The sequence below is a fragment of the Psychrobacter sp. CX5 genome, from assembly GCF_057621535.2.
Window position 1 is genome coordinate 1,407,065 of record NZ_CM177735.1, and the last position, 26,515, is coordinate 1,433,579.

Annotated in this window: 19 protein-coding genes and 2 tRNA genes; 12 read left to right on the forward strand and 9 right to left on the reverse strand. The window is 41.8% G+C overall.

Annotation, left to right across the window (positions count from 1 at the left end; genetic code table 11):
• Positions 1-891 precede the first annotated feature (891 nt).
• A complete protein-coding gene (locus tag AC21OG_RS05465; protein WP_487376447.1) occupies positions 892-2,268 on the forward strand; it encodes a Do family serine endopeptidase in 1,377 nt (458 codons plus the stop codon).
• A 218-nt stretch (positions 2,269-2,486) separates the two neighbouring features.
• Here AC21OG_RS05465 and AC21OG_RS05470 read toward each other — a convergent pair whose 3' ends face one another.
• The 4 genes from AC21OG_RS05470 to AC21OG_RS05485 form a co-directional block, all read right to left on the reverse strand.
• Complete coding sequence (locus tag AC21OG_RS05470; RefSeq protein ID WP_486545579.1) at positions 2,487-3,566, reverse strand: MFS transporter; 1,080 nt, start codon at positions 3,564-3,566, stop codon at positions 2,487-2,489.
• Positions 3,567-4,110: 544 nt separating this feature from the next.
• Positions 4,111-4,186 (reverse strand) — tRNA-Glu (locus tag AC21OG_RS05475).
• A gap of 154 nt (positions 4,187-4,340) precedes the next feature.
• Positions 4,341-4,416 (reverse strand) — tRNA-Ala (locus AC21OG_RS05480).
• Between the two features lie 405 nt (positions 4,417-4,821).
• Positions 4,822-5,736: a pirin family protein gene (locus AC21OG_RS05485; RefSeq protein WP_487376334.1), complete on the reverse strand. Its 915-nt coding sequence runs from the start codon at positions 5,734-5,736 to the stop codon at positions 4,822-4,824.
• Between the two features lie 408 nt (positions 5,737-6,144).
• Here AC21OG_RS05485 and AC21OG_RS05490 point away from each other — a divergent pair, with 408 nt between their 5' ends.
• Both AC21OG_RS05490 and AC21OG_RS05495 read left to right on the forward strand, forming a co-directional pair.
• Positions 6,145-6,480 carry a hypothetical protein gene (locus AC21OG_RS05490; protein ID WP_487376335.1) on the forward strand — a complete coding sequence of 112 codons (336 nt, stop codon included), beginning with the start codon at positions 6,145-6,147 and terminating at the stop codon, positions 6,478-6,480.
• A gap of 24 nt (positions 6,481-6,504) precedes the next feature.
• The gene (locus tag AC21OG_RS05495) at positions 6,505-6,657 is read left to right on the forward strand and encodes a YgjP-like metallopeptidase domain-containing protein (protein ID WP_491185059.1); all 153 of its coding nucleotides are present in this window, start codon (positions 6,505-6,507) and stop codon (positions 6,655-6,657) included.
• Positions 6,658-6,979: 322 nt separating this feature from the next.
• Here the strand turns inward: AC21OG_RS05495 and gltX are convergent, their stop codons facing one another.
• The gene (gene gltX, locus AC21OG_RS05500; RefSeq protein WP_487376336.1) at positions 6,980-8,503 is read right to left on the reverse strand and encodes a glutamate--tRNA ligase; all 1,524 of its coding nucleotides are present in this window, start codon (positions 8,501-8,503) and stop codon (positions 6,980-6,982) included.
• A gap of 821 nt (positions 8,504-9,324) precedes the next feature.
• Here gltX and rsmH point away from each other — a divergent pair.
• From rsmH to AC21OG_RS05545, 9 genes are all read left to right on the forward strand, one after another.
• Entirely contained in the window at positions 9,325-10,323 is a 999-nt protein-coding gene (rsmH, locus tag AC21OG_RS05505; RefSeq protein WP_487376448.1) for a 16S rRNA (cytosine(1402)-N(4))-methyltransferase RsmH, read from the forward strand.
• A gap of 234 nt (positions 10,324-10,557) precedes the next feature.
• On the forward strand, positions 10,558-11,070 hold the full coding sequence (ftsL, locus tag AC21OG_RS05510; protein WP_487376337.1) for a cell division protein FtsL: 513 nt from the start codon (positions 10,558-10,560) through the stop codon (positions 11,068-11,070).
• The gene (locus tag AC21OG_RS05515) at positions 11,063-13,219 is read left to right on the forward strand and encodes a peptidoglycan D,D-transpeptidase FtsI family protein (protein WP_487376450.1); all 2,157 of its coding nucleotides are present in this window, start codon (positions 11,063-11,065) and stop codon (positions 13,217-13,219) included. The genes ftsL and AC21OG_RS05515 overlap by 8 nt, the downstream gene beginning before the upstream one ends.
• A gap of 149 nt (positions 13,220-13,368) precedes the next feature.
• Positions 13,369-15,093: a UDP-N-acetylmuramoyl-L-alanyl-D-glutamate--2,6-diaminopimelate ligase gene (locus AC21OG_RS05520; protein WP_487376338.1), complete on the forward strand. Its 1,725-nt coding sequence runs from the start codon at positions 13,369-13,371 to the stop codon at positions 15,091-15,093.
• Between the two features lie 229 nt (positions 15,094-15,322).
• Entirely contained in the window at positions 15,323-16,972 is a 1,650-nt protein-coding gene (locus tag AC21OG_RS05525) for a UDP-N-acetylmuramoyl-tripeptide--D-alanyl-D-alanine ligase (protein ID WP_487376339.1), read from the forward strand.
• Between the two features lie 212 nt (positions 16,973-17,184).
• Positions 17,185-18,306: a phospho-N-acetylmuramoyl-pentapeptide-transferase gene (mraY, locus tag AC21OG_RS05530; RefSeq protein ID WP_487376340.1), complete on the forward strand. Its 1,122-nt coding sequence runs from the start codon at positions 17,185-17,187 to the stop codon at positions 18,304-18,306.
• Positions 18,307-18,468: 162 nt separating this feature from the next.
• Positions 18,469-19,497, forward strand: coding sequence for a putative RNA methyltransferase (locus AC21OG_RS05535; RefSeq protein ID WP_487376341.1), 1,029 nt, complete (start codon positions 18,469-18,471; stop codon positions 19,495-19,497).
• A 707-nt stretch (positions 19,498-20,204) separates the two neighbouring features.
• Positions 20,205-20,486, forward strand: a complete 282-nt coding sequence (locus AC21OG_RS05540; protein ID WP_487376342.1) for an EexN family lipoprotein — start codon at positions 20,205-20,207, stop codon at positions 20,484-20,486.
• Between the two features lie 206 nt (positions 20,487-20,692).
• Positions 20,693-21,748 carry a hypothetical protein gene (locus tag AC21OG_RS05545; protein ID WP_487376343.1) on the forward strand — a complete coding sequence of 352 codons (1,056 nt, stop codon included), beginning with the start codon at positions 20,693-20,695 and terminating at the stop codon, positions 21,746-21,748.
• A gap of 572 nt (positions 21,749-22,320) precedes the next feature.
• Here AC21OG_RS05545 and xerD read toward each other — a convergent pair.
• The 4 genes from xerD to AC21OG_RS05565 all read right to left on the reverse strand — a co-directional run bounded on the left by xerD (position 22,321) and on the right by AC21OG_RS05565 (position 26,340).
• On the reverse strand, positions 22,321-23,259 hold the full coding sequence (gene xerD, locus AC21OG_RS05550) for a site-specific tyrosine recombinase XerD (protein ID WP_487376344.1): 939 nt from the start codon (positions 23,257-23,259) through the stop codon (positions 22,321-22,323).
• 224 nt (positions 23,260-23,483) lie between these two features.
• Positions 23,484-24,965 (reverse strand): aldehyde dehydrogenase family protein, encoded by a 1,482-nt coding sequence (locus AC21OG_RS05555; RefSeq protein ID WP_487376345.1) that lies wholly within the window; start codon positions 24,963-24,965, stop codon positions 23,484-23,486.
• A gap of 409 nt (positions 24,966-25,374) precedes the next feature.
• On the reverse strand, positions 25,375-25,692 hold the full coding sequence (gene tusA, locus AC21OG_RS05560; RefSeq protein WP_487376346.1) for a sulfurtransferase TusA: 318 nt from the start codon (positions 25,690-25,692) through the stop codon (positions 25,375-25,377).
• 105 nt (positions 25,693-25,797) lie between these two features.
• Positions 25,798-26,340, reverse strand: a complete 543-nt coding sequence (locus AC21OG_RS05565) for a hypothetical protein (RefSeq protein WP_487376347.1) — start codon at positions 26,338-26,340, stop codon at positions 25,798-25,800.
• Positions 26,341-26,515 lie beyond the last annotated feature (175 nt).

A 26,515-nucleotide genomic window follows, 5' to 3' on the forward strand; every position in this document is an offset into this window, starting at 1 on the left:
CAAAGCAATTCTTAACTAAGAAGCATCAATAAAAAAAGCCGATGAAAAACCATTAATTATTCAGCCCCTATTTAAAACGAATGGTCTCTAACGCAATTAACACTCTTTTATATTAAGAGAGTAACATGACAGTCAATTGAAATCCTGTTAAAAATCAGCAAACATTCGAAGGTTATGATATCACGAAATAGCACATGACATTCAAATAATGGCCACGCCTAGCAGACCCCAATTAAAAATACCTATTATTAATGCCTAAAGCCACATCACTTTATAAAGATTGGTGAATAACAAGCTCAGTGGATAGATGTCATAGTATGTTTACTAAATTCAAAAGTAACTGTAATTGAGGTGTGTGAATGCTGTGCTATAACAGTCTAGCTTATAGACACAAAAGCACTTATCATGAGAGTATTTCAGAGTTTAGCCTTTTTGAATATTACCAGTTTTGAATGTTGCCAGTTTTGAATGTTGCCAGTAATAAAAGAACCTAAGTTCGTCAAACGCGCTTAGCCTACAGTGGGTAGTATTTTGCCTGCAAGCTTATTAAATTGATTGTCTATGACTGATCAGCCTCTATGTTGACCAGCTATTTATCCTGGAGGATATTGAATAATGAAAAATACGGAAGAGAGGACAAAGGGCATCTTGAGCGATAGTCAATTAGATAGCCCTGACACGCTAAGATTTGATTCACAACCTCTGCCTATACAAAGTGATCCATTGGAACAAACGCCATTGCAACAAGCCGCACTGAAGCGCTTATTGGCAAAGGGAATAAACAAGAGTCAGCAGACGGTTAAGTCAGTGGGGGCAGGGTCACTTATTGCGCTAAGTAGTTTGGGCTTTAGTGGCTTAGGGCTTAGTGGTATAGGGATGAGCGGTATCGGAATGAGTGCTGTGACAGCCGGTGCTTTATTTGCTACTGCCCCAGTCACTACTCAGGCAGCGGTGGTGGCGTCCGACTTTTCGGACCTAGTAGAGCAGGTGACCCCTGGGGTGGCACGCGTGAATGTGGTGAAACAAGTGAGCGAAGAAGAGTTGGCTCAAGCCCAAACAGCGGAGTTATTACGTCAATTTTTTGGCGATCGGGTACGAATTCCAGGGGCCCAGACACCAGCTATTGAATACAGCTACGGAACTGGTTTTTTTGTCACATCGGATGGTTATTTACTGACCAACCATCATGTGATTGCCGGTGCCGATAAAATCACCATAACTTTAAAAGATCGCACTGAACTTGATGCCACCTTGGTAGGCAGTGATGAGCGTTCAGATGTCGCGGTACTAAAAGTGAAACCTATGACTGGCAAGCCTTATCCAGCTCTGCCTATGGGCGACTCTAGTAAAGTGCGGGTAGGCGAGCCAGTACTGGCTATCGGCTCACCATTTGGATTTGATTATTCGGCATCTGCAGGCATCGTCAGTGCCACTTCAAGAAACTTCTCTCGGGATACTAGTGTGCCCTTTATCCAGACCGATGTGGCTTTAAACCCAGGTAACTCAGGTGGGCCTCTATTTAATCGCAATGGGGAGGTTATTGGTATTAATTCGCGTATATTCAGTGGTACCGGCGGTTATATGGGGCTTTCCTTTTCAATCCCGATCAATGCCGCAATAGATATCTATCAGCAATTAAAAGATAATGGTGTCGTATCACGTGCTTATCTGGGGGTGTTCCCACAAGATATAGATCGCAATTTAGCCGAAGCCTATGGGTTAAGTAAACCACAAGGTGCCTTATTAATTAAGGTGTCACCAGACTCGCCTGCAGAAGCGGCTGGCTTAAAATCCGGGGATATCATTACTTATTACAATGGTAAGCTTATTTTAGAGGCTGCCGATCTCGTCAACTTAGTGAGTCGCAGTAAGCCCGGCGATAGTTTTAATGCTCAAATATTGCGTCAAGGCAAGCAGATGACCATTACCGGTAAGGTGGCAGTAATGCCAGGGAATACGGTTTCTGATACCAATACTAAAGCCAATGAGAACCAGCTGCGTTTAGGCATTCGTATTCAAGGTATTCCGAAATCAAACCAAGCCCAGTTTGGAGGCGCAGGCGTGTTAATTACTGAAATAGATCCGACAGGACTGGCTGCCCGTGCAGGTCTTCGTCCAGGAGATGTCATTACCAACTTACATCAACGACCGATTAGCAGTATTGAAGACTTCCAAAAGGCGTTAAGTCAACTTCCAACAGAGGGGGTGGTGACGATTGAAGTTATACGACAAGGTATTCCGGCAATTATTGGTCTGAGACTCAGTTAACTTAACTACTTAAAATTATTATAACTTATCGCCTTTTTTAAACTTACCTTTTTCATCCTTAAACGTAGCCATAAAAAAAGCACCCTATTAGGGTGCTTTTCAATTTTGGAATATCCGTATTAGGATATAAGTATTAAATGAGCGACTCTCTTTAAAACGATAACATTATTTTAATAACATTGTTTTAAAAGAAACGGTTCAATTAACGTACGATTTGATTAACGTACATTGTCACCCATTCTAACGATTGGTTTGTCTAAACGGTAGTTAGCAGCGGCACTTTTTGCACCCATAGTACTGGCAAGGAAAGTTAATAAGGCGCTAATTAACCAAAATAGACCTGAATATAACGCAGTTTTACGTGCTACATCTTCAGCAGTATCTAAGGCTTGATCAACTTTTTGCATACCTTGGTCCGCTTTCTGTTGGGCAGTAGCAACCATTTGCTCAGTTTCAGTTTTGTACTCATTGTAAGAGGCAACAACTTCGTTACGAACTTCTTGAGCTTCACTTTCGCTTAGACCTTCAGCTTGTAAACGAGTGATAATTTCATCACTGGTTAACGTTTGTTCGATATCAGCTAAACGGTTTTTAGCAACTTCATCAATGTTTTTCCAAGTATCAAGGCTAGTGAAGTCAAGATCTTTTACTTCTGATTTTTGCTCATTGACCATCTCTTCAACCACATCAGTGGTCGCACTGATCTGTTCTTGGTCTAGGCCTTGCGTGTTTTTAGCAACCCAGCTTTCGATATCACTACGGCTGATGTCACCGGTTACTTTGTTATAGATATCTTTAGCTTCTTGTTGCACATTAACGTCTGACTGCTCTACCGCTGTGCCAACTGCACCAGAAGTAGCCGTGGCAACACCGCCAGCAGCTGATGCCGCAGTGCTCGCTACAGTGCTAACTGTACTACCGACAGCATTAGTTGCTGATGATAAAATACTTGTAGCGCCATTAACAGCCATCAACGTGGTTAACGCAACCATCGCTGCTGCTGTTAATAGACCTGTTAAAGTGGCATCTTTAGGATCAATTTCAGTTCCATCACCAAAAAGGGTCTCAGGTGCTGAATATTTAACAGCAAAATAGCCTGCCACATAAGCACTGACTAAGGCGGTAACGGCGGCATAAATACCAGCGGCTATACTAGTGCCTTGCAGACTAAAAGGTAGGAAAGAGCTTAAGACTAGAGCTAGTGCAATCATGGCCATAACCACGATCAAACCCATCAAAAGTCCTGCTATTACGCCGCGCCAAGATGGGCGTCGTTGTGGTGTATAAGATGGCATCATATTAAGATCCTCATAGAAAGTATTCGTTTAAAGCCAAATTGTCAGGTGCTCAGCATTGAAAATAAAGGGTATTTATTTTTTTACTCTATGACTTAACATTTGACTTAAATTTGTATTTAGTCTTGATTTTCGAATACTATCACAGCCAAAATTTAAAATGATTATGTTTGGTAAGGTTTTGACACGAAATGTATACTAGTACGGATAAATGTTTGTAGTGTGTCTAATTGTGTAACGTTAAATAAAGAAATTAGCGGTTATGTGAAATATATTATAGGAGCTGCGTTTACCTTAACCATTTTTATTAAAGGGCTTTTAAGACCTCTAACTGTTAACTCATGGTGTAAAACTTAAATAAAGAGGGTAAGAACAGGGGAGTAGTTTAGAGACAGTTAATAGACAGCAAAGAGATGCAAGCTGTAATAACTAAATTGCAAGTTATAAAAAAACCTCCAATCACTTCGATTGGAGGTTTAGTTGCTTATAGCTTAGCGTCAATTAAGTATAATGACTTTAAAATAGTCTAACTATAAGCTCGAATAGGTGGTATCCCGTAGGGGATTCGAACCCCTGTTACCGCCGTGAAAGGGCGGGGTCCTAGGCCTCTAGACGAACGGGACACAAAATCATGCGAACATGAGATAGTTTTACAACGTAAGGTGCTTATTTATTAAATGAGCGTTGCCTAGGTGCTTACGTTGGTGCCGCTGATATTATTACTATCAAACCGTCATAAACGATTGAATAGTACAAAAATCAACTAATCCTAGCTATTGGTGGAGCTAAACGGAGTCGAACCGTTGACCCCTTGCATGCCATGCAAGTGCTCTACCAACTGAGCTATAGCCCCTCGCTAAGAGTGGGCGTATTTTATGCAAGTAAGAGCAGGTTGTCAATACCTATTTTGGATTAATTGACGATAATTGGCGAATTCATTAAAAAAAGTCATTGTTTCGCCCAAAAAAAGGCATATTAGGGTTTAAAATAACGGTATTAAGCTAATTATTCATTTAATTGTTTTGGGATATGTTTTGTAAAGCCTTAGCCCAAAACCTACTATAGTAAGACTGACGCTCAATTAAAAATACAAGGTTCAAAATAGCAGATTCAAAATAGTAGATTCAGTCAGCCTGACCGAGTTTAAAAAGGATAGGTTATTGTATAAAGATATACTTTGAACGATAAAAATAGCGCATCAAGTCAACTGTTTGATGCGCTATTAATGATAAAACGAGGTATGTACTCATCCTAAATACTAAGCACCTTCACCAAATCGACCCTCTTGAAAGTCAGTCACCGCTTGGATAATCTCTTGCTTCGTATTCATCACAAAGGGTCCATACTGAGCAATAGGCTCATTGAGTGGACGGCCAGTGACTAAGATAACGCGAGTTGCTTCCTGGCCAGCGGTTATTGTTACGCCATCAGAGTCATCGTCGTTGCTCAAGATAGCCATGGTTTTGATAGGCACTTGTTGACCGTCAATGCTAGCACCACCACGATATACAAACACAAAAGCATTATGATTAGCGGGGATGTTATGGCTAAAGTTTGCGCCTGCTGGCAGATGAATATCTAAGTATGTCGGCTCAGTGTCGGGACGGGTTACCGCACCTTCAACACCGTTTGATTCACCGGCTATCACAGTAACTTTGGTACCATTTTCAGTTTCAAATTTAGGCAAATCGGCATCTTGGAAATCTTTGTACCAAGGGTCATTCATTTTATCCTTGGCAGGCAGATTTAACCATAACTGAAACCCTTCCATTTCGCCGTCTTCTTGTTCAGGTATTTCAGAATGAATCACACCGCTGGCCGCCGTCATCCATTGTACGCCGCCATTCTCAAGAAGACCCTCATGACCTGCGCTGTCTTTGTGTCGCATACGGCCTTCAATCATATAGGTAATGGTCTCAAAGCCACGGTGAGGGTGACTTGGGAAACCTGCAATATAATCATCAGGATTGTCGCTTTTGAAGTTATCCAACATTAAATAGGGGTCAAGACGTTGTTGTAAGTTCTGAGTCAAAACACGGGTTAGTTTGACACCTGCACCATCTTGAGTGTCTATCCCTTCATATAAATACTCTACAGAACGTGGGCGATTGATACTAACATTACCATTGACAAAAACACTGTCACTGACATTATTTGCATTAGAGGTTGTCATAATGATCTCCATATTAGTCTGAACTCGGCCTTATTATTAGCTTATTAGCCTCGTTTATACCTTGTATTTAAGTACTCATTGCTTAAAATTCAAGGGGTTAGAGTGTTGTTGGTCTGTGATAAGTTTATTTTTATTTTAAAGATATCATAATACTAAGTATTCTAAGATTTAGAATTACTTATCAATAGCATTCGTTTTTGCAATCGCTCTTTTCAATAGTTTTATCGTGATAAGCTAGTTATCATTTGATTAAAAGTCGACCTATAGTCAGCGAACTAAGAAACGGTTAGGGTGTAAACCTCGCCAAGCTAATTTTTATTAGTACTTGCACTCGGTTGCCTTGTCACCATGTTAGAGAGCTCTTCGACTCTATAAAACGTTCTTCGATCTATAAAAAGGATATCTTCATTGGATTCATCGAAATTCATCAGCCATTATCCTGCGCAAATACAACACCAAGCGCAGCAGCTTATTAAAGAGGGGCGGTTAGGCGCCTATTTACAGCAGCAATATCCCGATACCTTTAACCATCCTCACTCTATACAAAATGACAAAGCTCTGTATGAGTACGTTAACGATCTTAAAAACAGCCATCTAGGCAAAGTTGGAACTTTGACCAAAGTAAGCTACAACAGCAAGTTATCGGTACTCAAAAATGCGCTTGGTATTCATACGCATCAATATAGAGTGCAGGGCAGTAAGCTTAAAGCGCATAACAGCATCACGGTGGCGAGTATCTTTTAAGAAGCGCCATTAGAGTTTTTGCAGATGATCGTGGTGCATGAGTTGGCGCACTTTAAAGTGAGCGACCATAACAAAGCCTTTTATCAGTTGTGCTGTCATATGCAGCCTGACTATCATCAAGTTGAGCTCGATACGAGACTTTGGCTATTGTGGCTGGAGTTGGGGGAGGGAGGTTAGATGACCGAATTAGAGAAGCGAATTAGATAGTTTATTAGTAGCTCATCTCGCTTTCGCTACTATCTGCCCTGCTAGGTGAAGTAGTGGCTAAGCTGCTTTGTGTCTCTTGCTTCGCGTAGCCACAAGGACAGCATGCCACAACAATTCACCTAGTAGGGCAGTATATCCGCTACAATCGAGGCTAAACTTCCTTGTTAGTGTAAAAAATCAGTTGGCAGGACTAGCTACAGTCACTCAATCAAATGACAGACAATAAAAAACGCAAGTTCTATCTGTGTAAAACTTGCGTTTTTTTGAGCCAATTAATTAAATAAATAACTACTTAACCTTCTGCTTCCACCAAAAAGTCTGGCAACTCAGCCGCCGTTTTCTCAAGTTTTTTCAGCTTTTTCTTGCCCAGTCCGCCCAATACCTCAATAGCATGACGCAGGCGAGCCATAGTCATATCCGCACCGATAATGTACATTGAGTTCATCACAGGTGTTGAGGAAGTGCTACCCGCAATTGCGATAAAGAATGGCGCCATCATGTCACGCAGCTTAATATCAAGTGCTGCGCTTAAGCCTTTTAGCGTCTTAAAGATATTGTCTTCTGTCCACTCTGGTAGCGTCTCAAGCTTCCACGTCGCAAATTGTAATATCTCAATGATTTGATCTTGGGTCAGTGTCTTGTGCTCAAAGTCTTCAAGCTTAATGTCAGGTAAGTTTTGGAAGTAGAATCCACCCCAATTGACCGCATCGGATAACAAGTGAATACGGGGTTGAATAGCTGCTGCAATAGCAGTTAGCTTGTCTGAGTCATTGGCCCACGCTAAGATTTTGTCTTTTAGCTGTTCAGGGGTTAGCTGACGTAGATACTCCGCGTTCAACCAGTGCAGCTTTTCAATATCAAATATCGGACCGCCCAAAGATACACGGGTGATGTCAAAGCTTGTAATCATGTCCTCAAGAGTGAACTGTTCTTCCTCATTGGGCATGGAGTAGCCCATACGCCCCAAATAGTTGAGCAACGCTTCAGGCAATACGCCCGCATCACGGTAATAGGTGATCGAGGTTGGGTTTTTGCGCTTTGACAGCTTTGATTTATCTGGGTTACGCAGCAGTGGCATGTGGCAAAGAACCGGCATTTCCCAACCAAAGTAGTCATATAATAATTGATGCTTTGGCGCAGAGTTTAGCCACTCTTCACCGCGAATGACATGGGTGATTTGCATCAGATGGTCATCCACCACGTTGGCAAGATGATAGGTGGGTAGTCCATCGGTTTTTAGCAAGACTTGCATATCGACCTGTTCCCATGGGATGTCGACCTCACCACGTAGCATATCTTGTACTTTACAAACCCCTTCTTTAGGAACGCGCATGCGAATGACGAAAGGCTTACCCTCGCTTGCTAATTTGTCTGACTCCTCCTTGGGAAAGTCAGCATAACGGCCGTCATAATGAGGGTTTTCACCACGAGCGATTTGTTCTTTTCGCATCTCATCTAGCTCTTCGGGCGTACAGAAACAGCGAAATGCATGACCTTTATCCAAAAGCTCTTGAGCGTACTTTTTATAAATCTCACTACGCTCGCTTTGACGATACGGCGCATGTGGTCCGCCAATATCTGGACCCTCTGCCCAATCTAATCCTACCCAGCGTAGGGCGTCTAAAATCATTTGCTCAGACTGCTCGGTAGAACGGCTCTGGTCAGTGTCTTCAATACGCAAGATAAATTCGCCACCATTGGCTTTAGCAAACGCTAAGTTAAATAGTGCAATATAGGCAGTACCTACATGAGGAAAGCCAGTAGGCGATGGGGCAATACGGGTGCGAACAGGGCGGTTTGAATTGGTTTGTGTCATGAAAATTCTCTGATAGTTTCTTTAGGTAGTCTGTTTAGAATGCGAAAAACTCACACCGCAAAATCGGTGTGTCGATATAAATTAGGCTATTAAGTTGTATTATAACAGGTTTGGCTCAGTGCTTATAAACCTCAGTACTGATAAATCACAGTGTTCATAAGTTGTAGGGGGTTGTTTTGGCACTTTAAGTACTAGACAGCTCCTTTTAAGAAAATTAAGTGCTAGAAAATTAATGATTAGAAATATTTGCCCCGTTCTCAACTTATTAAAATTTACTGTACAGGGCTGGCGCTTTTAGCCCATCAAATCAAGACCTGTAATCAAAAACGCTGGGCTAAAGCCACAGCCTACGTTAAGAGTTTAGAATGAGGTTATCGGACTTACATATCGTTAAAATCCAGACGGTTTTGTAAATACTAGGCAGGTTCTCGAAACGTTTAGATATGGCATAATTTGTCATAACAAACGGTCAAGTTATCTGGATATTCAGATTTATTATCTTGCTTACTTGACATGCGGGTGTGGCTTGCGATAATGAAGGCCATAGGCTTATTGATGCAGTAATATTCACTGATTAAATCATCGTTCTAATAATAATGAGGTAATAAACTATGATATTTCATTACCCGGTCAAGGATTGCATTGGATAATTACCCTTAAAAAAGGTAGAAAATATATCAGTCGCTATATAGAACCTGAAAAAGTAGACCCAATCGTTATCGCTATTTAATGTGGTGTTATCTAGGAGCCAATTTATTGTGACCGATGTCAATTCGTTAGAGTCAAAGTCAGAATCACAACCTAAAAATCAGAACAAAGCACTGTCTAATGATCATAGCAAAGAAAAGTTCAGCCACGATACGGTACTACTTTTTGAAACAGTGGCAGCGGTATTAGGTGAAAAGTCATTGAGTCAGGCGAATAAACAGCATTCAGGCATCTACGTGGATGCCACTTTTGGCCGAGGTGGGCATAGTAAGCTACTTCTAGATTATTTGAGTGATGAAGCGAAGCTTTTTGTGTTTGATAAAGACCCAGAAGCGATTGCCGTTGCCAATGAAATAGCAAAAAATGACAAACGTGTCACTGTCGTGCATGATAGCTTTGCCAATATAACGGACTGTCTACAAGCGCAAGGGGTTACTCAAGTCGACGGTATTATGGCAGATCTAGGAGTGTCTTCACCTCAGCTTGATGATGGTAGCCGCGGTTTTAGCTTCATGCGTGATGGTGCTATTGATATGCGCATGGATACCAGTCGCGGGCAGTCAGTTGGCGAGTGGCTTGAGACTGTCGATGAGGAAACGCTGGCCAATGTGCTGTATGACTTTGGGGAGGAACGTCACAGTCGCCGTATTGCGCGTGCTATTAAACAAATGGAGCGCTATACCTCAACGCTCGAACTGGCTGAAACCATAAAAGCTGCTCATCCCAAGTGGCAAAAGGGTAAACATCCTGCCACCCAAAGCTTTCAAGCGATGCGTATTTTTATTAACAATGAGCTTGGCGATATCGATAGTTTCTTAGAGCAAAGCTTGACCTTGTTAGCGCCAAACGGACAATTAGCTGTGATAAGCTTTCACTCGTTGGAAGACCGCCGTATTAAGCAGTTTATGCAGCGTCACAGTCGTGGTCAGTATCCAGAAGATCAAAATCTGCCGATGCCGCCAGTGCGACCGCGCTACTTTAGTAAGCCTAAACGTATTGCCCCAAGTCAGCAAGAAGTTCAGGGCAATAATCGCTCAAGAAGTGCATGGTTAAGAGTGGTAACCCGCACCGATTCCCCCTATAATACCGAGCCTAGTCCGCAACACAGTTAAACCTTAAGAGATTAAGATAAATATTAGGTTTTCATGATGCGTTGAGTGGTATGATTAGGGTCTGAATCTGTTACCTCTTCTAGTGTGACTTAAACGTCGCTACCGCTAGTAACTGTTTAAATGTGTGGCTTGAATGTGCGGCAGGCCCTAAGACACTTTACCGCTAATAACCCTTTAGCCCTAATGAACCTTCACCTAAAACACGTCCCTGACGGTCTTACTATCAGTCACTATATGGCAAATAATAAATCTAAACACACCTCCCAAATTGACAACCAGTTTGAGCAGAACCTTGATAGCCAAATTGATAAAGAGTCATTGGAAATTAGTGAAATACTCACTAAGCGCTATGGTGGCGTTAGTGTATATGGTGCTGTCATGTTTTTGATAGCCATTGGTATTATTTGGACGGCCATACTGACTGCTGAACAGGTACAACAGTATCATAAAGATTATATGACACTGCAAAAAATGAAAGTTGACTACCGTAATTTACAGATTGAGAATCAACGCTTAGTCATCGAACAACAAACCTTTAGCGCCACGCCGCAAATTGCCAGTCGCGCAGTGACTCAATTAGGTATGTATTCGCCATCAACTAAAGACAAGCTTATCCTTCAACCTATGAGCGCCAAACCGGGTGATAGACTAAACGAAGATCCACAAATGCCCTCTGATCAAGTAGAAACAGCCTCAGCGCCAACGTCAACAGCTGCGCCAACCAGTCAAGGGGGCAATGATGACTAAAAAGCCTTCTTCATCCTCAAAGACCAATAAAACGTCTGCCAAAACATCAGGGGCTAATAAGCCAATGCATGGCAAAGTCACTGAACCTTTAGTACAACCTAAGAAATCCCAGTCTTCAAAAAGTCAGTCAAAAAGCCAGTCAAAAAGTACGGCGTCTAAAGGACAGGCTTCGTCTAAACGAGCATCTGGTAAAAATACTGGAAATAGTAGTGCTCTCAGTAAACTCATGTTTTGGAAAAAGCAGGAAAACGAAAGCGTTTATACCAGTGTAAAACACCGTGGCGGTAAATTTTTTAAACCAGCAACGGTCGGTGCTTCAAGTCGAGGTAGCGCTGAAAGCGATCTGATTCGTTTTAAGATTATTTGGGGTATCGCGTTAGTTATCTTAACGATATTGCTCGGACGCGCCTTTTATTTACAAGTGATAAACGCACAGACTCTGATTCAAAAAGGCAATGAGATCATTACCAGTGAGCGCACTCAGCGCTCTTACCGTGGCATGATCACAGATCGTAATAATCAGCCATTAGCGATTAGTGCGCCCTTGTCTAGCGTGACATTTAGTCCTTACGATTATGCGCAGACCTATTATGAGCTCCAAAAGCGTATCTTGAAAAATGCAGACGATGAAGAGGCCCAGTCACGGCTTTTAGCAAAACGAGAAGAAATGGATTTGGCGCATTTGGCCAGTGTTTCAGGTATCTCGCTTGAGCGGTTACAGCAGGCCGTCGCCATTGATAATTCAGTAGATGTAATGGATGAAGAGGCAGTGAAAAATGCACTACCAAAGGGTCCAGGGTCACACTATGTTCCGTTATTAAATAAAGTAACCCCTGAAATTGCAGATGCGGTGATGGCACTTCATTTCCCTGGTGTCTATGAAAAGCAAGAGTTCCGTCGCTACTACCCCCAGCCGCAGCCTAACGCTCAATTACTTGGATTTATGGGCTACAATGCCAATGATCCAAACAGTGGTTATGAGGGCCGTGCCGGTATCGAGCGCCAATATGAGGCGAGGCTAGCGGGCGAGGACGGAAAGGTTCGCGTGTTAAAAGACCGCTATCAAAATAGTATAGAAGAGCTAGAACAGGTTAAACCTGTAGTACCTGGTGAAGATATCGCCTTGTCGATAGACTCTCGATTACAGTACTTGCTATATAAAGAGCTTGAACATGTGGGGCGTATACAAGAAGCCCGGTGGTCAACTGGGATGGTGGTCGATGTCCATACCGGTGAGGTGTTGGCCTTGTCGACTTGGCCCTCGTTTAATAATAATAACTTAAATGAGATGACCGGTAATAACCAGCGCAATCGAGCTGTGCTTGATGTATTTGAGCCAGGCTCTGTTATGAAACCGTTTACGGTAGCCGCTGCTTTAGACTCTGGAAAATATACGGAGCGCTCTTTAATCGATACTAACCCAGGGTCAATTCGAGTCAAAGGCTATACCATTAGAGATCATAACAATCTTGGGGTCATTAATATGGCCACTTTAATTCAAAAATCGAGTAACGTGGCGTCCACCAAGATAGCATTGTCACTACCGCCTGATGCTATTACCAACATTCAAAAAGACTTTGGCTTTGGATCTAAGACCTCCTTAAAGTTACCAGGAGAGCAGGCGGGTATTATTCCGACGCCAAAAGAGAATGAAACTTCGCGCCGCGCCACCGTAAGTTATGGTTACGGTCTTCAAGTCACGTTGGCACAAATTGCCCAAGCATATGCAGCACTTGGCTCCGGTGGTGTAATGCATCCGTTAACCTTGTTAAAACAAGATCAAAAAGTACCTGGAAAACGGGTCATCGCTGAAGACAATGCAATGGCCGTGGTTAAGATGATGGAGAGTGTCACTCAGCCGGGGGGTACAGCGGTAGCAGCAGCTATTGATGGCTATCGTATTGCAGGTAAAACGGGGACATCACGCCGTACGAACCCAAATGGGGGCTACTATACTGACCAATATCGTACCGTATTTGCAGGGATAGCGCCGGCGTCAAATCCTCGACTCGTTGCTGTCATACTGGTTGAAGATCCAAGAAAAGCACACTATGCCGGTGTGGTTGCAGCGCCAGTATTCCATAATGTGATGCAAGAGGCACTACGCTTATATAATGTGCCTTTGGATAAGCCTTTAAAAGCGCAATAGATATTTAAGTTCTTAAATCGTCGCGCTGTAAGGGTAAAACCTAATCAGACAGAGCACTTAACCACCAAGAATACCTAAGCATAAGAAACAAAAAATAAGCCGCATAAAGCAACCAAAGTGATAAGGCTAAAAGTAATAAGGCTAATAAGATGACTGATACTGTATCGACAATACCATCAGATAGCAGGCAACAGAGTAATGAAAAAACCTTACGTCAATTAATTAAAAAGCTGATAATACTACTGCCAAGTCAGGCAGAGGCTTTGAGTGTGTTATTGGCACACACTGAGATTGTCGATATTGTGTTTGGTCGCTTTGTCTTAGACAGTCGCCAATTAATGTCATCAACCGACGACCAGTCAATAGATACTAAGCACCAACAAACGGCTAAAGATGGTTTTGTGCTCTTAAAAAGTCAGACACAACCCCTCGAAAAAAGCCAACAATACGCCAAAGAAGCTTTAAAAAAAGCCGCTTTTATCCTTTCAGAGGTTGACGTTCTTCAACTCGATCAGCAGCCTCAGCCAGATGCTCCATCAACTGAGTTTGGTTGTCCTGTCGTTTATGTGCCTTTTATCCGTGATATTTTAGGCAGCTTAATTCAGTTAAGCCTGTTGCCTTCGCCGGTACGACACTCACTCACAAGTACCGATGAATTGTCTCACTATTTACCGAAAGTTATTGCGATCACTGGCACTAATGGTAAGACTACCATTAGCCAATTGGTCGCCCAGCTTTGTCAGTTCTCTAAGCTGCAAAATCTAAAAAATAGCGCGGTCATGGGAACGGCAGGGAACGGACGTTTAAACAGTCTCGTCCAAGCGACACATACCACAGGCGATGCCCAAGCAGTACAGAGCTTTTTACGACGAATGAAGGATGACGGAGTTGATCTCATCGCCTTAGAGGCAAGCTCTCATGGATTAGATCAACAGCGGTTGCAAGCTGTCCCTGTTAGCGTTGCTATATATAGTAATTTAAGCCGAGATCATATGGATTATCATCCTGATATGGCAGATTACGCACGGGCAAAATCTCGCCTGTTTGATACGGCTTATTTTCCAACCTTGACCCATGCAGTGATTAATCTTGATGATGACTTTGCGCCCCTAATGATTGAAACGGCCCGTGCATCTGGTTTGACGGTGTGGACTTATAGCCTTCAAGCAGACAGCAAGGCTACTTTTGTCGCTCAGCAAATTCAACCAAGTCTTGATGGTGTGAAGATTGAGCTGGTCTCTGAATTTGGGACGGTTTGGTTAGACAGTCCGCTGCTAGGGAGATTTAATGTGGCAAATTTGCTGGCAGCGGTTGCTGGTTTTATGGCATTAAGTGCAGATTTTGACGTTACCCTCGCTGATATTGGACCCCTTGTACGTCAGCTACAGGGCGCTAGCGGACGTATGCAGCGTATTAGTGCTGATACCGGCAAAGGCTGTTTTATTGTTGATTATGCCCATACGCCTGATGCGTTAACCCAAGTATTGACCAGTTTAAAACCGCATTGTGAAGGCAATCTTTGGGCCGTATTTGGCTCTGGGGGTAATCGAGATACCGGCAAACGCCCATTAATGGCACAAGCAGGGCTGGCAATGGCTGATAAGGTCGTATTAACCTCAGACAATCCTCGCAATGAAGATCCGATTGTCATTTTAGAGGATATGCAACAAGGTATGAGTGACGAGCAACACGCTAAGACAGTGGTGATAGCAGACCGACGTGATGCTATTGGCTATGCGGTGGCTCATTCTGGGCCTAAAGATATTGTGGTCATCGCGGGCAAAGGGCATGAGACGTATCAAGAAATATACGGCGTGCGTTATGATTTTGACGATAGAGACGTGTTACAGCAGGCTTTAAGACGACGTCAATAATTGACGAACACGCATTTAAAAAGATTTAATACCACTTTAAACAACCACCAATAGCAATCAACGCTAGCGTTTATTTTTTCGGCATTTATTTTTTGTATTAAGCTTTTTTGCATTAAGCTTTTTTGCATTAACAAGGTGCAACAGACAAATCTTTTTTGTTACACTAGAAAGTTTTATTCAAAACGCTGACAATCTTTTTTCGACACTGACCCATTGAGATACTGAACACATGAACCAAACAGACAGCGAGGCGGACACCAGTAACGGGCTATTTATCTGGAATACGGAGCATTTACAAGCAGCGACAGTCGCAGTAAATGGTCAATGGCATCCGTTAAATGCGATAGATGGCTCGATTAAACCGTCGTTTACCGCTACTCGAATTATCACTGATACGCGTAAAGTGCAATCTGGCGATATATTTTTGGCTATAGTCGGTGACAAGTTTGATGGTCATGATTTTGTGCAGACCGCTATCGATAAAGGGGCAGTCGCGGTTATTGTCAGCCATCTCATTGAGAATACGACTATCCCGCAGTTAGTGGTTGAAGACACCCGCCTTGCCTTTGGTCATATCGCTGCTTACCGCCGTCAGCAACACAATAATTTAAAAGTGATTGCCATTACTGGCTCAAGTGGAAAAACAACCGTTAAAGAAATGCTACGACGCATTTTTATTCAGTCCGAAACCAGTCATGCCAATCTAGAATTATCTGATCAAAAACCGTCCAATCTCCATACGCCTCTCAAATACCCAGATCTTCAAACGTCCAATGCTAAACAGCCATTATCAGAACAGCCATTATCAACACAGCCATTATCAGCATTAGTTACCCGAGGTAATTTAAACAATGATTTTGGTGTGCCCATGATGCTACTCGAGTTAGAAGCGCATCATCGTTATGCCGTGCTCGAATTAGGCGCCAATCATGTGGGCGAAATCGGCTATACCGCCAATATTGTTAAACCTGATGTGGCGTGTATCTTGAATATAGGCACAGCGCACTTAGGCGAGTTTGGCGGTCGAGACAATATTGCCATTACCAAGTCGGAGATTTATCAAGCCCTTAATTCCAAAGGCACAGCAGTAGTACCGTTTGATGATGATTATACTAAGCAGCTAACCTCAGTCGCTCAAAAATATACCAATAACCTCATACAGTTTGGATGTCAACAGCTTAACGACAGTGAGTCAAAGCTCGCTAAAATTTATGCCACTGAGGTCACCACCACCGCACTGCAAAGCACATTTAATATCCATTTCCCACAGGCCAACGATACCCGTGAGTCCATAGTGGCAGTCACCTTGCCTATGGCAGGTAAGCATAATGTCAGCAATGCGCTAGCCGCAGCCGCTTGTGCGTATGCCGTTGGTATTGAACCAAATGTCATTGCAGCAGGACTGAGCCATGCCCAATCGAGCAAAGGTCGACTGGGCAGGCAACGTTTAGGTCAGCATCACATTATCGATGACACTTATAATGCCAACCCAAACTCAGTTCGGGCGGCGGCAGATGTCCTAGCAGCCCAACAAGGCTTCAAAATCCTTGTCTTGGGTGATATTGGGGAGTTAGGTGATGCTGCCAAAGAGGAACACACTAAGCTTGGTCATGCCATTGCCAACAAAAGCATAGATACCCTGTTATGTGTAGGTCAGTTCGCGACGGATACGGTGGCTGGTGCGATTGAACAAGGTATGACGCAAGCATATGCTTTCCCATCCAAGTCAGCTTTGTTACAAAAACTTGAGGCCATCTTACAACAACAAACAAGCCAGAATCAGGTATGTACGATGCTATTCAAAGGATCACGTAGTACGACTATAGAAACGCTGATCGAAGATTTAGTGACAAAGACTGATGACAGCGAGTCTTTCTAGAAAATCACAGGGTAATGTGGTTTTTTGATGAAAATCAAACACAGGACTTTTTTAGTTGTTGATTTTTGTGGTAGTTTGCGTGGCATCGTTTATTAGACGGACGTGTATAGCCACACATGGTCTTAGCTTTATTCTGGTCTTCATTAAACTTGTCATACATAGTGTGGTTTAATTCATAATAAAATTTTTTAGTCATTCATGAGGAGTAAGCGGTGTTATATTGGTTATTTGACAGTGTACTGAGTCAACTATACTCACCGTTTTCAGCGGTTTCGTCATTAACCTTACGTGCCTTGTTGGCCGTTATTACCTCGCTTACTTTTAGTATTATGCTCGGTCCGCGTACCATTGCTTATTTACGAAGCGTCAAATACGGACAAGCAGTCCGAGATGATGGGCCTAAATCTCACCTTGCAAAAACAGGCACGCCGACGATGGGGGGCGTATTAATATTGACCTCCATTGGCTTTGCCACCTTATGTTGGGTAGACCTCACCAATCCTTATGTCTGGATTTTGATGGTGGTCATGGTAATCTTTGGCGGCGTGGGCTGGACGGACGATTGGCTCAAAATTAAATATAAAAACCCCAAAGGTTTGATCGCCCGAAAAAAATATTTTTGGTTGTCGCTGGGTGCGTTATTTGTCGGTGGATCATTATATTATATAGCGTCACAGCAACCAGACGTCGAAACAACTCGGGCTATGCAGGACTTACTACTGCCCGTATTTAAAGATTGGTATGTTCCTTTTTCAGCCGCGCCTTTTGGTCTTGCCTTTATCATCTTCACCTACTTTGTTATTAATGGCTCATCTAATGCGGTAAACCTAACAGATGGACTAGACGGCTTGGCTATTTTGCCAGTGGTCTTTGTGGCGGCGGGGCTCGGGGCTTTTAGTTATGTCTCTGGCGACGTGCGATTTGCAGAGTACTTGCATGTGCCTTATATCGCCTATAACTCTGAGGTCACCATTGTTTGCGCGGCAATGATTGGTGCAGGTTTGGGCTTTTTGTGGTACAACGCGCATCCGGCGCAAGTGTTTATGGGCGATGTGGGCGCATTAGCACTAGGCGCTATGCTCGGTACGATTGCGGTGATGACCCGTCAAGAGATTGCGTTTGCTATTATGGGTGGTCTATTTGTCGCCGAAGCGGTGTCGGTTATATTGCAAGTTGGCTCTTATAAACTGCGCAAAAAACGTATCTTCCTAATGGCGCCCCTACATCACCACTTTGAGGAGCTTGGCTGGAAAGAGACGCAAGTGGTCACTCGATTTTGGATTATCGCAATTTTGCTAGTGGTACTTGGTTTGATGACATTGAAGCTTCGCTAACGCCCATTGATACAGTTAACAAAGCCCTATCTACCAAAGCTCAATAAGGCTTAGCAATGTCAAACAGTAACGGTGGTGATGCTCACGCAGTATCAGCACCGTTTTTAGTTTTGGTATTATTACCTTTATTTGATATTCATTTGCACAAACGAGCTATTTATCATGCCTACCCCTGTTGCAACGTTAGACGTCACTCATCCCAATTTTACCTGCCCTTATTGTCAATCACCTTTGATTATTGATAGCAAAACATGGCACTGTGATGGCAGCTTAAATGACAAACATACCCAGCATCCCTTCGATGTGGCCCGTCAAGGTTATGTCAATTTATTGCCCGTACAGCACAAAAAGTCTAAAGACCCAGGTGACTCACAAGATTCGATAGAAGCAAGACATCGGTTTTTACATCAAGGCTTTTATCAACCCTTACAGCAACTGATCGCTAGTATTGCAACTAAGATTAATGACAATGAAGATACTGCAGAAAGCCTGACTTGGCTTGATATTGGCAGTGGAGAAGGGTATTACACTGACGCGATAGCGACAGCATTGACCCATCGCTTAGGTCAAGCGATGAATAATCTGATAGCCGTAGATATCAGCAAACCTGCGGTCATTCAGCAGGCAAAATCCGCCAAACAGAATCAGCAACTCTGGTATCAGATTAAGTCAAATGATGACCAAGCCCCTACGGCTATAAATACGACGTCTATAAATAAGGAGGTGATAACCAATGGCCTGACTAAACGCCCAGCCGCCATTTATCCCATGGTTGCTAGTGCCGCCCATCTGCCATTAGCGGATATTAGTATTGACGCCATCAGCACTATTTTTAGCCCGATATTGCCCAAAGAGTTTGCACGAGTGTTACAAACTGACGGCAGATTGATTATTGCCAAGCCAGACGCTGGGCATCTACAACGTATGCGGGATGCTTTGTTTGATGACGTCCGTCCGCATGATTCGGATAAGTTTTTAGACGAGCTTGCGCCTTATTTTGAGCTTAAAAAGACTCATCAAGTGCAATGCGACTTATCGCTTAACGTTGAATCACTCGCTGATTTATTGACCATGACCCCGTATTCCTACCGTGCTAAAGCGGAAAAACGTGAGGCGTTGTTAACTCAAGCCGAGACACAAGATTTTAATACAAAGGCCAAATTTGTGGTGTATGAACTGGTTAAGAAGTAGGCATATTTGGAGCTATTTCCCGCTTTTCGCTACTATCTGTTTATCTACCCGAGGCAGTGGCTAAGATGTGGCGTGTCGCTTACTTTGTGCGCCCCGCCACAGCAAGCGACTGCAACTCGTCTATTTAAACAGTATATCCGCTACAATCGGGGCTAAACCGCATCTCAAGTCGACCCTTTTATATCCTTCAAAGTTAACATTTAGCCGTAGCGTGTGGTGTAGCGAAGCGTAACCCACTATGTTTAACACGTTAATAATAGGGGTTTCATTACATAACAACTATGCTACGCTGCTAAATTAATCCTCATCACCTGCCATAGATTTATCTTGGATTAGTCTAATAACGTCACTTGCATCCAAATTTAGTGCATCGAAATGCTCAATAAACTCAATCACATCCAGTCTTCTCTTTACCTATAAAAGAATAAATGATACCCATACGAATGCCTATGGCACGTTGTGATAACCTGAAAGATTCCCTTTGGTTTTCAAAAAGCCACAAAGTAATTCATGTTCTGATGAATGTAAAGATTTGCGTAAGTTGTTAATTGAACTTATGTTAAGTACATGATATTATTGGCATATTTTAGGTACAAAGTTTGTTGCTCTTAGATTTCTAGCCTTGGTATAAACTGAACTTCACTCAAAGTTATTAATCTTAAATAGTTATACTTATGGTTTATAATCTCACGTTAAGGATATTATTTATGACAACTAAAAAAATCTCTACGGCACTTATGGCCTTGTCAGTATTATTTACCTTAAGTGCTTGTGAAGAGAAAGTCAGAACTGTTTCTTATTATGTCGATAATAGAGATGAAGCTAAAGAGGTATTAAAGAAATGTCATAACGAGAGCGAAAAAGGTTATGAAGTTGAAGGTACATTAAAAGAAAATTGCAGAAATGCCCTTGAGGCCGAGAGAGAAATCATAGCAGAAAAAATTGCTGATAAATTAGCACAAGACATAAATTCAATAAGAAATAATTAAATAAGTACTACTGCTCTCTTTGGAATAGCTATATATCCCAAAGTCTTGTTGAGAAGGGGGCATTAAGCGGGTCTAAGTGTTAATTCATTTTAGATTTTTAAAAGTGGGATAATGGATTAGCAAAAGTCTGAGAGATGTAAATAATTTAATTAATTATATCTCTTTCGACTAGATTTTAATTTTTCTTATGTTAGAAGGAAATAACAATGCATAAGCTTTTGTATATTGCTTTACTTCCTGCGGTATTAGTTCTATCAGTTTCATGCAACAGTGATAGTAATAACGAATCCTCTAAGATTAACAATGAAGACACTACAAGTTCAGAAAGTAAGCATCAGAATATTCTGCAGACTCCAGATGCGGAATTATCAGAAGTAGAAGATACTGAACAATATCTACCAACTGAGGATGATCCAAGATATAAATTTAAAAAACTGCCAGCAACCTCCTTATCTGATTATGAAGATGTAAATAATCTAGGAGGGTTTGATTTTGTACATGCTTTTAATTATTTTAAATCTACTTACATTTCACCTAATTCAAATTCATATTGGGTTGATAACGCTCCAGGTGAAGAGAAGTGGGTTGAAAATGAACAGAGTAATGAGTTGCTCATGAAGAAAATGAGTGATAAGTATGCTAGCACTTCAAACTCGATTGAAAAAAAAGAAATCATGGATATGGATTTACCAAAGATAAAAGCTGAGATTGAAACTTATAAAAATAATGGCGCACGTATTAAAATACCTGTATCGATGAGCGAAAAGCGCTATAACGAAGAACATTCGTTTCCAGAAGGTAATAAAGTAAGCTATATAGATGGTTATGATTTCTTACTAGATTCATATGATTTTGAAAATAAAATGTTTAGAAGTAGGGTTTGTGATAACAATCAGAATTTCGATATAAAATTAATTAGTAGAGAAGTAGATGACCATGATCTTGCTCTGTCTAATTTTCTACCAAGAGAAATTTCATATGGGCCTAATACTCATATTGAATCTTCTAATGGTTCTCACTTCGTTATGTATGATGACTTGCGCTGTGGTCTTATAATTAAAGATCAAGCAAAGGCAAAAAAAATAGAAGATATTGTAAATGCATACAACGGTTTAGGAGTGAAAGGGATGGTTTACTTTGATATATTACCTGAGAATGCAAAAGATTCTTCTGTGACTACAGCAGTACCTATTAAAGCTGATTTAGTATATTACGATAATAAAACAGGTGAAGATTTAGCGCAGAAAGTATATACATGGTAATTTCAAAGAGATGAATAAACTAGAAATGCGGTAAAAAGGGTATCATCATAGGTTGGAGGTAGGTTCGATTTTTGTTTTTTTTTGACGATTTAAATAATAGTTACCCACCATTAATTTATTGTAAAAATGACGTTTATTTTATTTAGTTGGTGGGTTACGCTTTGCAAACCCATCTTTGCACACTAAGATAACTCATTGAGTTCTATCTTTTACACGATAGAGAGTAGTAGGGTGCGCCCCGTGCACCATGAATAACACTCTATTTTAAAGGTGCGAGTGTAGTGGCATAATTAAATTTACCTCTTTACTATCCTTTTTTAACTTATGACGTTGTTGGTAATTATAGGGGTCTATACACAGCATTTATGCCAAATAAAGAGGTATATGTGATTGATGTGAATGGCAATAAACTAGCTGATAAAACTGAAGAATTTAAAATATTGATGAATTATTGACTGATACATCTAGGCACGAAAAAATTAAAAAAGCTGACGATCTACAAGCTATAAACTTAATTGCTCTGATATATAATAAGGAAAGCCTTACAAAGCAGTACTGTGTTTTAAAGATTTTCAACCTCTAGGATGATGCGCTTCATGCAGCTGTTGCAATCGAGCTGTCGCCACATGGGTATAAATCTGCGTGGTGGACAAGTCACTGTGCCCAAGGAGCAACTGCACGCTGCGTAAGTCCGCCCCGTGATTGAGCAAATGGGTAGCAAAGGCATGACGTAAGGTATGGGGTGACATGTCGCTTTTTATACCGGCCTGTTTGGCGTATTTCTTGAGCATATACCAGAAGTTTTGCCGCGTCATATAGCCGCCCTGTGTGGTCAAAAATACCGCCTGACAGTTGCCAGACTTAAGATGCGCCACCAGTTCTCCGCGAGCATGTTGCAGATAATCGTCTAATGCCTCACTGGCATAGTCACCGAGTGGTACAAGGCGGGTTTTATTACCCTTACCTGTGATTTGTAACCAGCCGGCATTAAGATTGACCTGCTCAAGCGATAAGTTCATCAGCTCACTGACACGTAGACCGCAGGCATACAATACCTCAAGCATTGCTTTATCACGCAGTCCCATAGCGGTACTGGTATCGGGCGCACAGAGTAGATTTTCGACATCACTCTCTGACAAGTCTTTGGGCAGTGAGCGTCCGATTTTAGGGGTTTTAATACGCTCGCAAGGATTGTCTTCACGGCGCTCATTACCCACCATCCATAGATAAAATTGGCGTAGGCTGGATAACATACGGGCTTGAGTACGCGGCGTTTTGCCTTGTTTGTTAAGTGTGGTCAGACACTGCATGACATCAAGGTCAGTCCAGACGGTTATGGCTTTTGGACTAGTGGTTTCGCAGAGTTTTAAGTCACGGACATAGGCATTGCGAGTGCGTGTGGACAGACCACGGGACAGCATCGCCTGACGAAACTCGGTGATATAGGCAGGTTCGTCATCTACGGCTAAGGCTTTGGGTTGTCTTGGCTGAACGGCTCTGTCACGACTCATTGAAGATGCTCACTTAATACATTTTATTTTGGATAGAGAATGAATATAGCATAGCATTAAAATCAAAGGCCACATAACGTTGCCTCTTTTTTTTATATGATTGCTTTAAGTGGCTTATTAATTTGCTTTTTGATTGGCTTGCTCAAAATTCATTTGAGCAAGTGTAGCCTATAAAATTTATCTATGTTTATATTTATACTTTATATTTTAAAGTCAATAATTTCTTAAAGTCCATAATCGCGGGGTTCATTTTGGAAAGATACCCAATGAGTTTTAGTAAACTCTTCTAACACTTTGTCGCTGTTAAAACGACCGATACCTGAGTTTTTCACTCCACCAAACGGAACCATGCTTTCATCGTTCACTGGCATATCATTGATATGGGTCATACCGGCTTCCATACGTTTAGCAAAGTTCATACCACGTTGCATATCGCTGGTAAATACTGCACTAGATAGGCCATATTGAGTATCATTGGCCAGTCTTAACGCGTCTTCTTCATCTTTGGCCTTAACAATACCAACTAAGGGACCAAATATCTCATTGCGGAATAAGTCCATCTCAGGGGTGACATCCGTGAAGATGTAAGGATGTACTAGCTGACCGTCGATTTTGCCCTCAAGAATCATGTTAGCGCCTTCTTTTTTAGCCGTGGCGATTTTTTCTTGTAATGATTCTACCTGATTTTTGTTGACGATAGGACCCACAAAGGTATCTTCATCATTTGGATCACCCACTTTTATGGTCTCAACCATAGATTTAAATTTCTCGACAAATATATCATAAATATCTTGTTCGACAATAATACGGTTGATGGCCATACAGATCTGACCTTGATGCAAGAATTTACCAAAGACCGCCGCTTTAACCGCTTGTTCCATATCCGCATCTTTTAGTACCACAAATGGGTTATTACCACCTAGCTCTAATGCCACGTCTTTGATATAGTCGCCGCTAAAGGCAAGCTCACCAATGTGTTTGCCAACAGGTGTTGAACCTGTAAATGACACAAGGCTTGGCGTATCATGGGTCACGATAGCGTCGCCGATTTCACTACCTGCGCCGACCACCACGTTGAGAACCCCTTTTGGTAGGCCTGCTTCTTCAAACAGTTTGGCCAATAATAAGGCGCCCGTCACTGGGGTATCACTGGCAGGTTTTAAGACGACTGCATTACCTAAAGCAATAGCTGGCGCAAGTGAGCGCTGAGTTAAATGCAGTGGGAAGTTCCAAGGACTGATTAAGGCAATAACGCCAACAGGATCACGGAACACATAGTTTTGTTTACCCGGTGTATTGCAAGGGCGAATTTCGCCATGCATACGGTTGGGATAGGTGGAGGCTTCCACTGTCACTGCACGGGCAATTTTTAATTCCACTTCCGCTTTCATACGGGTGCTGCCTGATTCTTTAATAAGCCAGTCAACGATTTCATCATGACGCTGATCCATAAGCTCTATAACTTTATGCATAACAGCTGTACGCTCACCAGGTAGCTTTTTGGCCCATTCAGTTTGAGCCTTACTTGCTGCTTTGAACGCCTCATCCAGTTGCTCTTTGGTAGCTTGAGGAATTTCAACAAGAGTATCGCCATTGTATGGGTTGGTATCTTTATTGACACTGTCATCTTTACCTTTTACCCATTCGCCGCCGATAAACTGTAAATCAAAATTACTATAGGGAGTTGTATTGTTATTATTACTCATCTTATTTGTCCTTATTAGATTATATATTTAATATGATAGGTCACAATCAGAGTTTAAAATCAAAACTTATATTTTTAAAGCCTAGCACAGAGCTTAGCAACTAAGTCACTAAATCGTATCATAAACTGAACTCAATACTGTTTATTGACAATGAACAATTGTTTATAATAAGTAACTTATTAGATGGGTTTATTAATAAAATCTTAATTTATAAACAAGCGTGTTAGGGGGCTTTAACGATGTTAAAGCCCCTGTTAGATAATGTATCTATCAGATTAGCGATACAGATAAAAGGTGTTAGTAAGCAAACTTGATACAAATCGGCTCTAAAGCAGAACAATAGACAAAATAAAGACAGCGGTTGCATACTATTAATAGTAGCCATAAGAAAAAACAACTGAACGTTTAATTAGCTTCTTTTCTTTTGTACAACATATCGATAAAGGGTATCGGTGTGATTATCAGGACTACCAGTTGGATTATTACTTTCAGACTTCTTGACTAAATGATGTCCCAGATGGCGACAGAAGTTTGGGATATCTCGAGTTGTCGCAGGGTCAGTAGCTAAAATTTCAATATAATCACCAGCTTCCGCTTTACGAATGGTGCGATGCAGCAACATAACCGGTTCGGGGCAAATCAGTCCTTGAGTGTCCAGATGATGTTGGATATCGTCGCTATCATGAGTAGCCGTTTCAGATTCGAATGAGGTGTAAGAGTTTGTCATAAGAGTGCCATCGGTTTTATTAATGTCATCGGTTTTATTAAAAGAATGATATTTACCGTTTAGTCTTTCAATGTTGTTCAGTTTAAACTTAATCTAAATTTGACTTCACTGCTGTTTGGTGTCAATAAAGTTAAAGAAACGTTTGAAGGTTGCCTGAAACCAATAAGCAACGCCAATCCAAGCCGCCATCGCTAGCCATAACCAATCAGATAACGAAAAAAGTAAACAAATCACCAGTAATAAACTGGCACCACCGACACTGATTAGTAGCATGGATGGCTGACTTAACCGGTAGCGATGTACCAAAAAAGCCTGATATAAGGTCAAGGGAATGGTTAGCCCAACCAAGATATAAGGCAGGTAGTGGAACAATAAATACATATTACGACTGCCATGAAACATCTTCAAACTGGCGAGTGTTCCAAATACCACAAACGCAAAGATAGCCAATACGATCAGTAAAACTGACACTTTATTTAACTTTTGAGCACCTCGTAACGCCTCGATAGCTAAGCGGGGAAACCCAGCGATACTATGTTGTGAACCTGTTGTATGGCTAGCTGCATCTTCAACGATAGTGTCTTTTGCAAGCGCTGGGCGTTGGGTAGTGCGTTTGTCTTTAGTATCTGGTTTTGTATCTGGGCTCATGGCAAGCTGCTTTCATTAAAAGGGTTTAAATAACGGAATAATAAAGACTATGGACTATTAAAACATGGTAACGGCAATGGCAAAGCCTGATTTTTAGGACTGTTTAGCACGTTTAGTCTTTAAGCGCCAGTCTTTAAGCATCAATCATTAAGCGCCAGTCATTAAGAGCCAACCT

Excerpts from the sequence above, each read along its gene's own strand:
- AC21OG_RS05540 (WP_487376342.1), top strand. The coding sequence starts at position 20,205 with ATGACAACTAAAAAAATCTCTACGGCACTTATGGCCTTGTCAGTATTA.
- AC21OG_RS05565 (WP_487376347.1), bottom strand. The coding sequence starts at position 26,340 with ATGAGCCCAGATACAAAACCAGATACTAAAGACAAACGCACTACCCAA.
- AC21OG_RS05555 (WP_487376345.1), bottom strand. The coding sequence starts at position 24,965 with ATGAGTAATAATAACAATACAACTCCCTATAGTAATTTTGATTTACAG.
- gltX (WP_487376336.1), bottom strand. The coding sequence starts at position 8,503 with ATGACACAAACCAATTCAAACCGCCCTGTTCGCACCCGTATTGCCCCA.
- AC21OG_RS05495 (WP_491185059.1), top strand. The coding sequence starts at position 6,505 with ATGATCGTGGTGCATGAGTTGGCGCACTTTAAAGTGAGCGACCATAAC.
- AC21OG_RS05470 (WP_486545579.1), bottom strand. The coding sequence starts at position 3,566 with ATGATGCCATCTTATACACCACAACGACGCCCATCTTGGCGCGGCGTA.
- AC21OG_RS05515 (WP_487376450.1), top strand. The coding sequence starts at position 11,063 with ATGACTAAAAAGCCTTCTTCATCCTCAAAGACCAATAAAACGTCTGCC.
- AC21OG_RS05525 (WP_487376339.1), top strand. The coding sequence starts at position 15,323 with ATGAACCAAACAGACAGCGAGGCGGACACCAGTAACGGGCTATTTATC.
- AC21OG_RS05545 (WP_487376343.1), top strand. The coding sequence starts at position 20,693 with ATGCATAAGCTTTTGTATATTGCTTTACTTCCTGCGGTATTAGTTCTA.
- tusA (WP_487376346.1), bottom strand. The coding sequence starts at position 25,692 with ATGACAAACTCTTACACCTCATTCGAATCTGAAACGGCTACTCATGAT.
- AC21OG_RS05485 (WP_487376334.1), bottom strand. The coding sequence starts at position 5,736 with ATGACAACCTCTAATGCAAATAATGTCAGTGACAGTGTTTTTGTCAAT.
- ftsL (WP_487376337.1), top strand. The coding sequence starts at position 10,558 with ATGGCAAATAATAAATCTAAACACACCTCCCAAATTGACAACCAGTTT.
- xerD (WP_487376344.1), bottom strand. The coding sequence starts at position 23,259 with ATGAGTCGTGACAGAGCCGTTCAGCCAAGACAACCCAAAGCCTTAGCC.
- AC21OG_RS05520 (WP_487376338.1), top strand. The coding sequence starts at position 13,369 with ATGACTGATACTGTATCGACAATACCATCAGATAGCAGGCAACAGAGT.
- AC21OG_RS05535 (WP_487376341.1), top strand. The coding sequence starts at position 18,469 with ATGCCTACCCCTGTTGCAACGTTAGACGTCACTCATCCCAATTTTACC.
- AC21OG_RS05465 (WP_487376447.1), top strand. The coding sequence starts at position 892 with ATGAGTGCTGTGACAGCCGGTGCTTTATTTGCTACTGCCCCAGTCACT.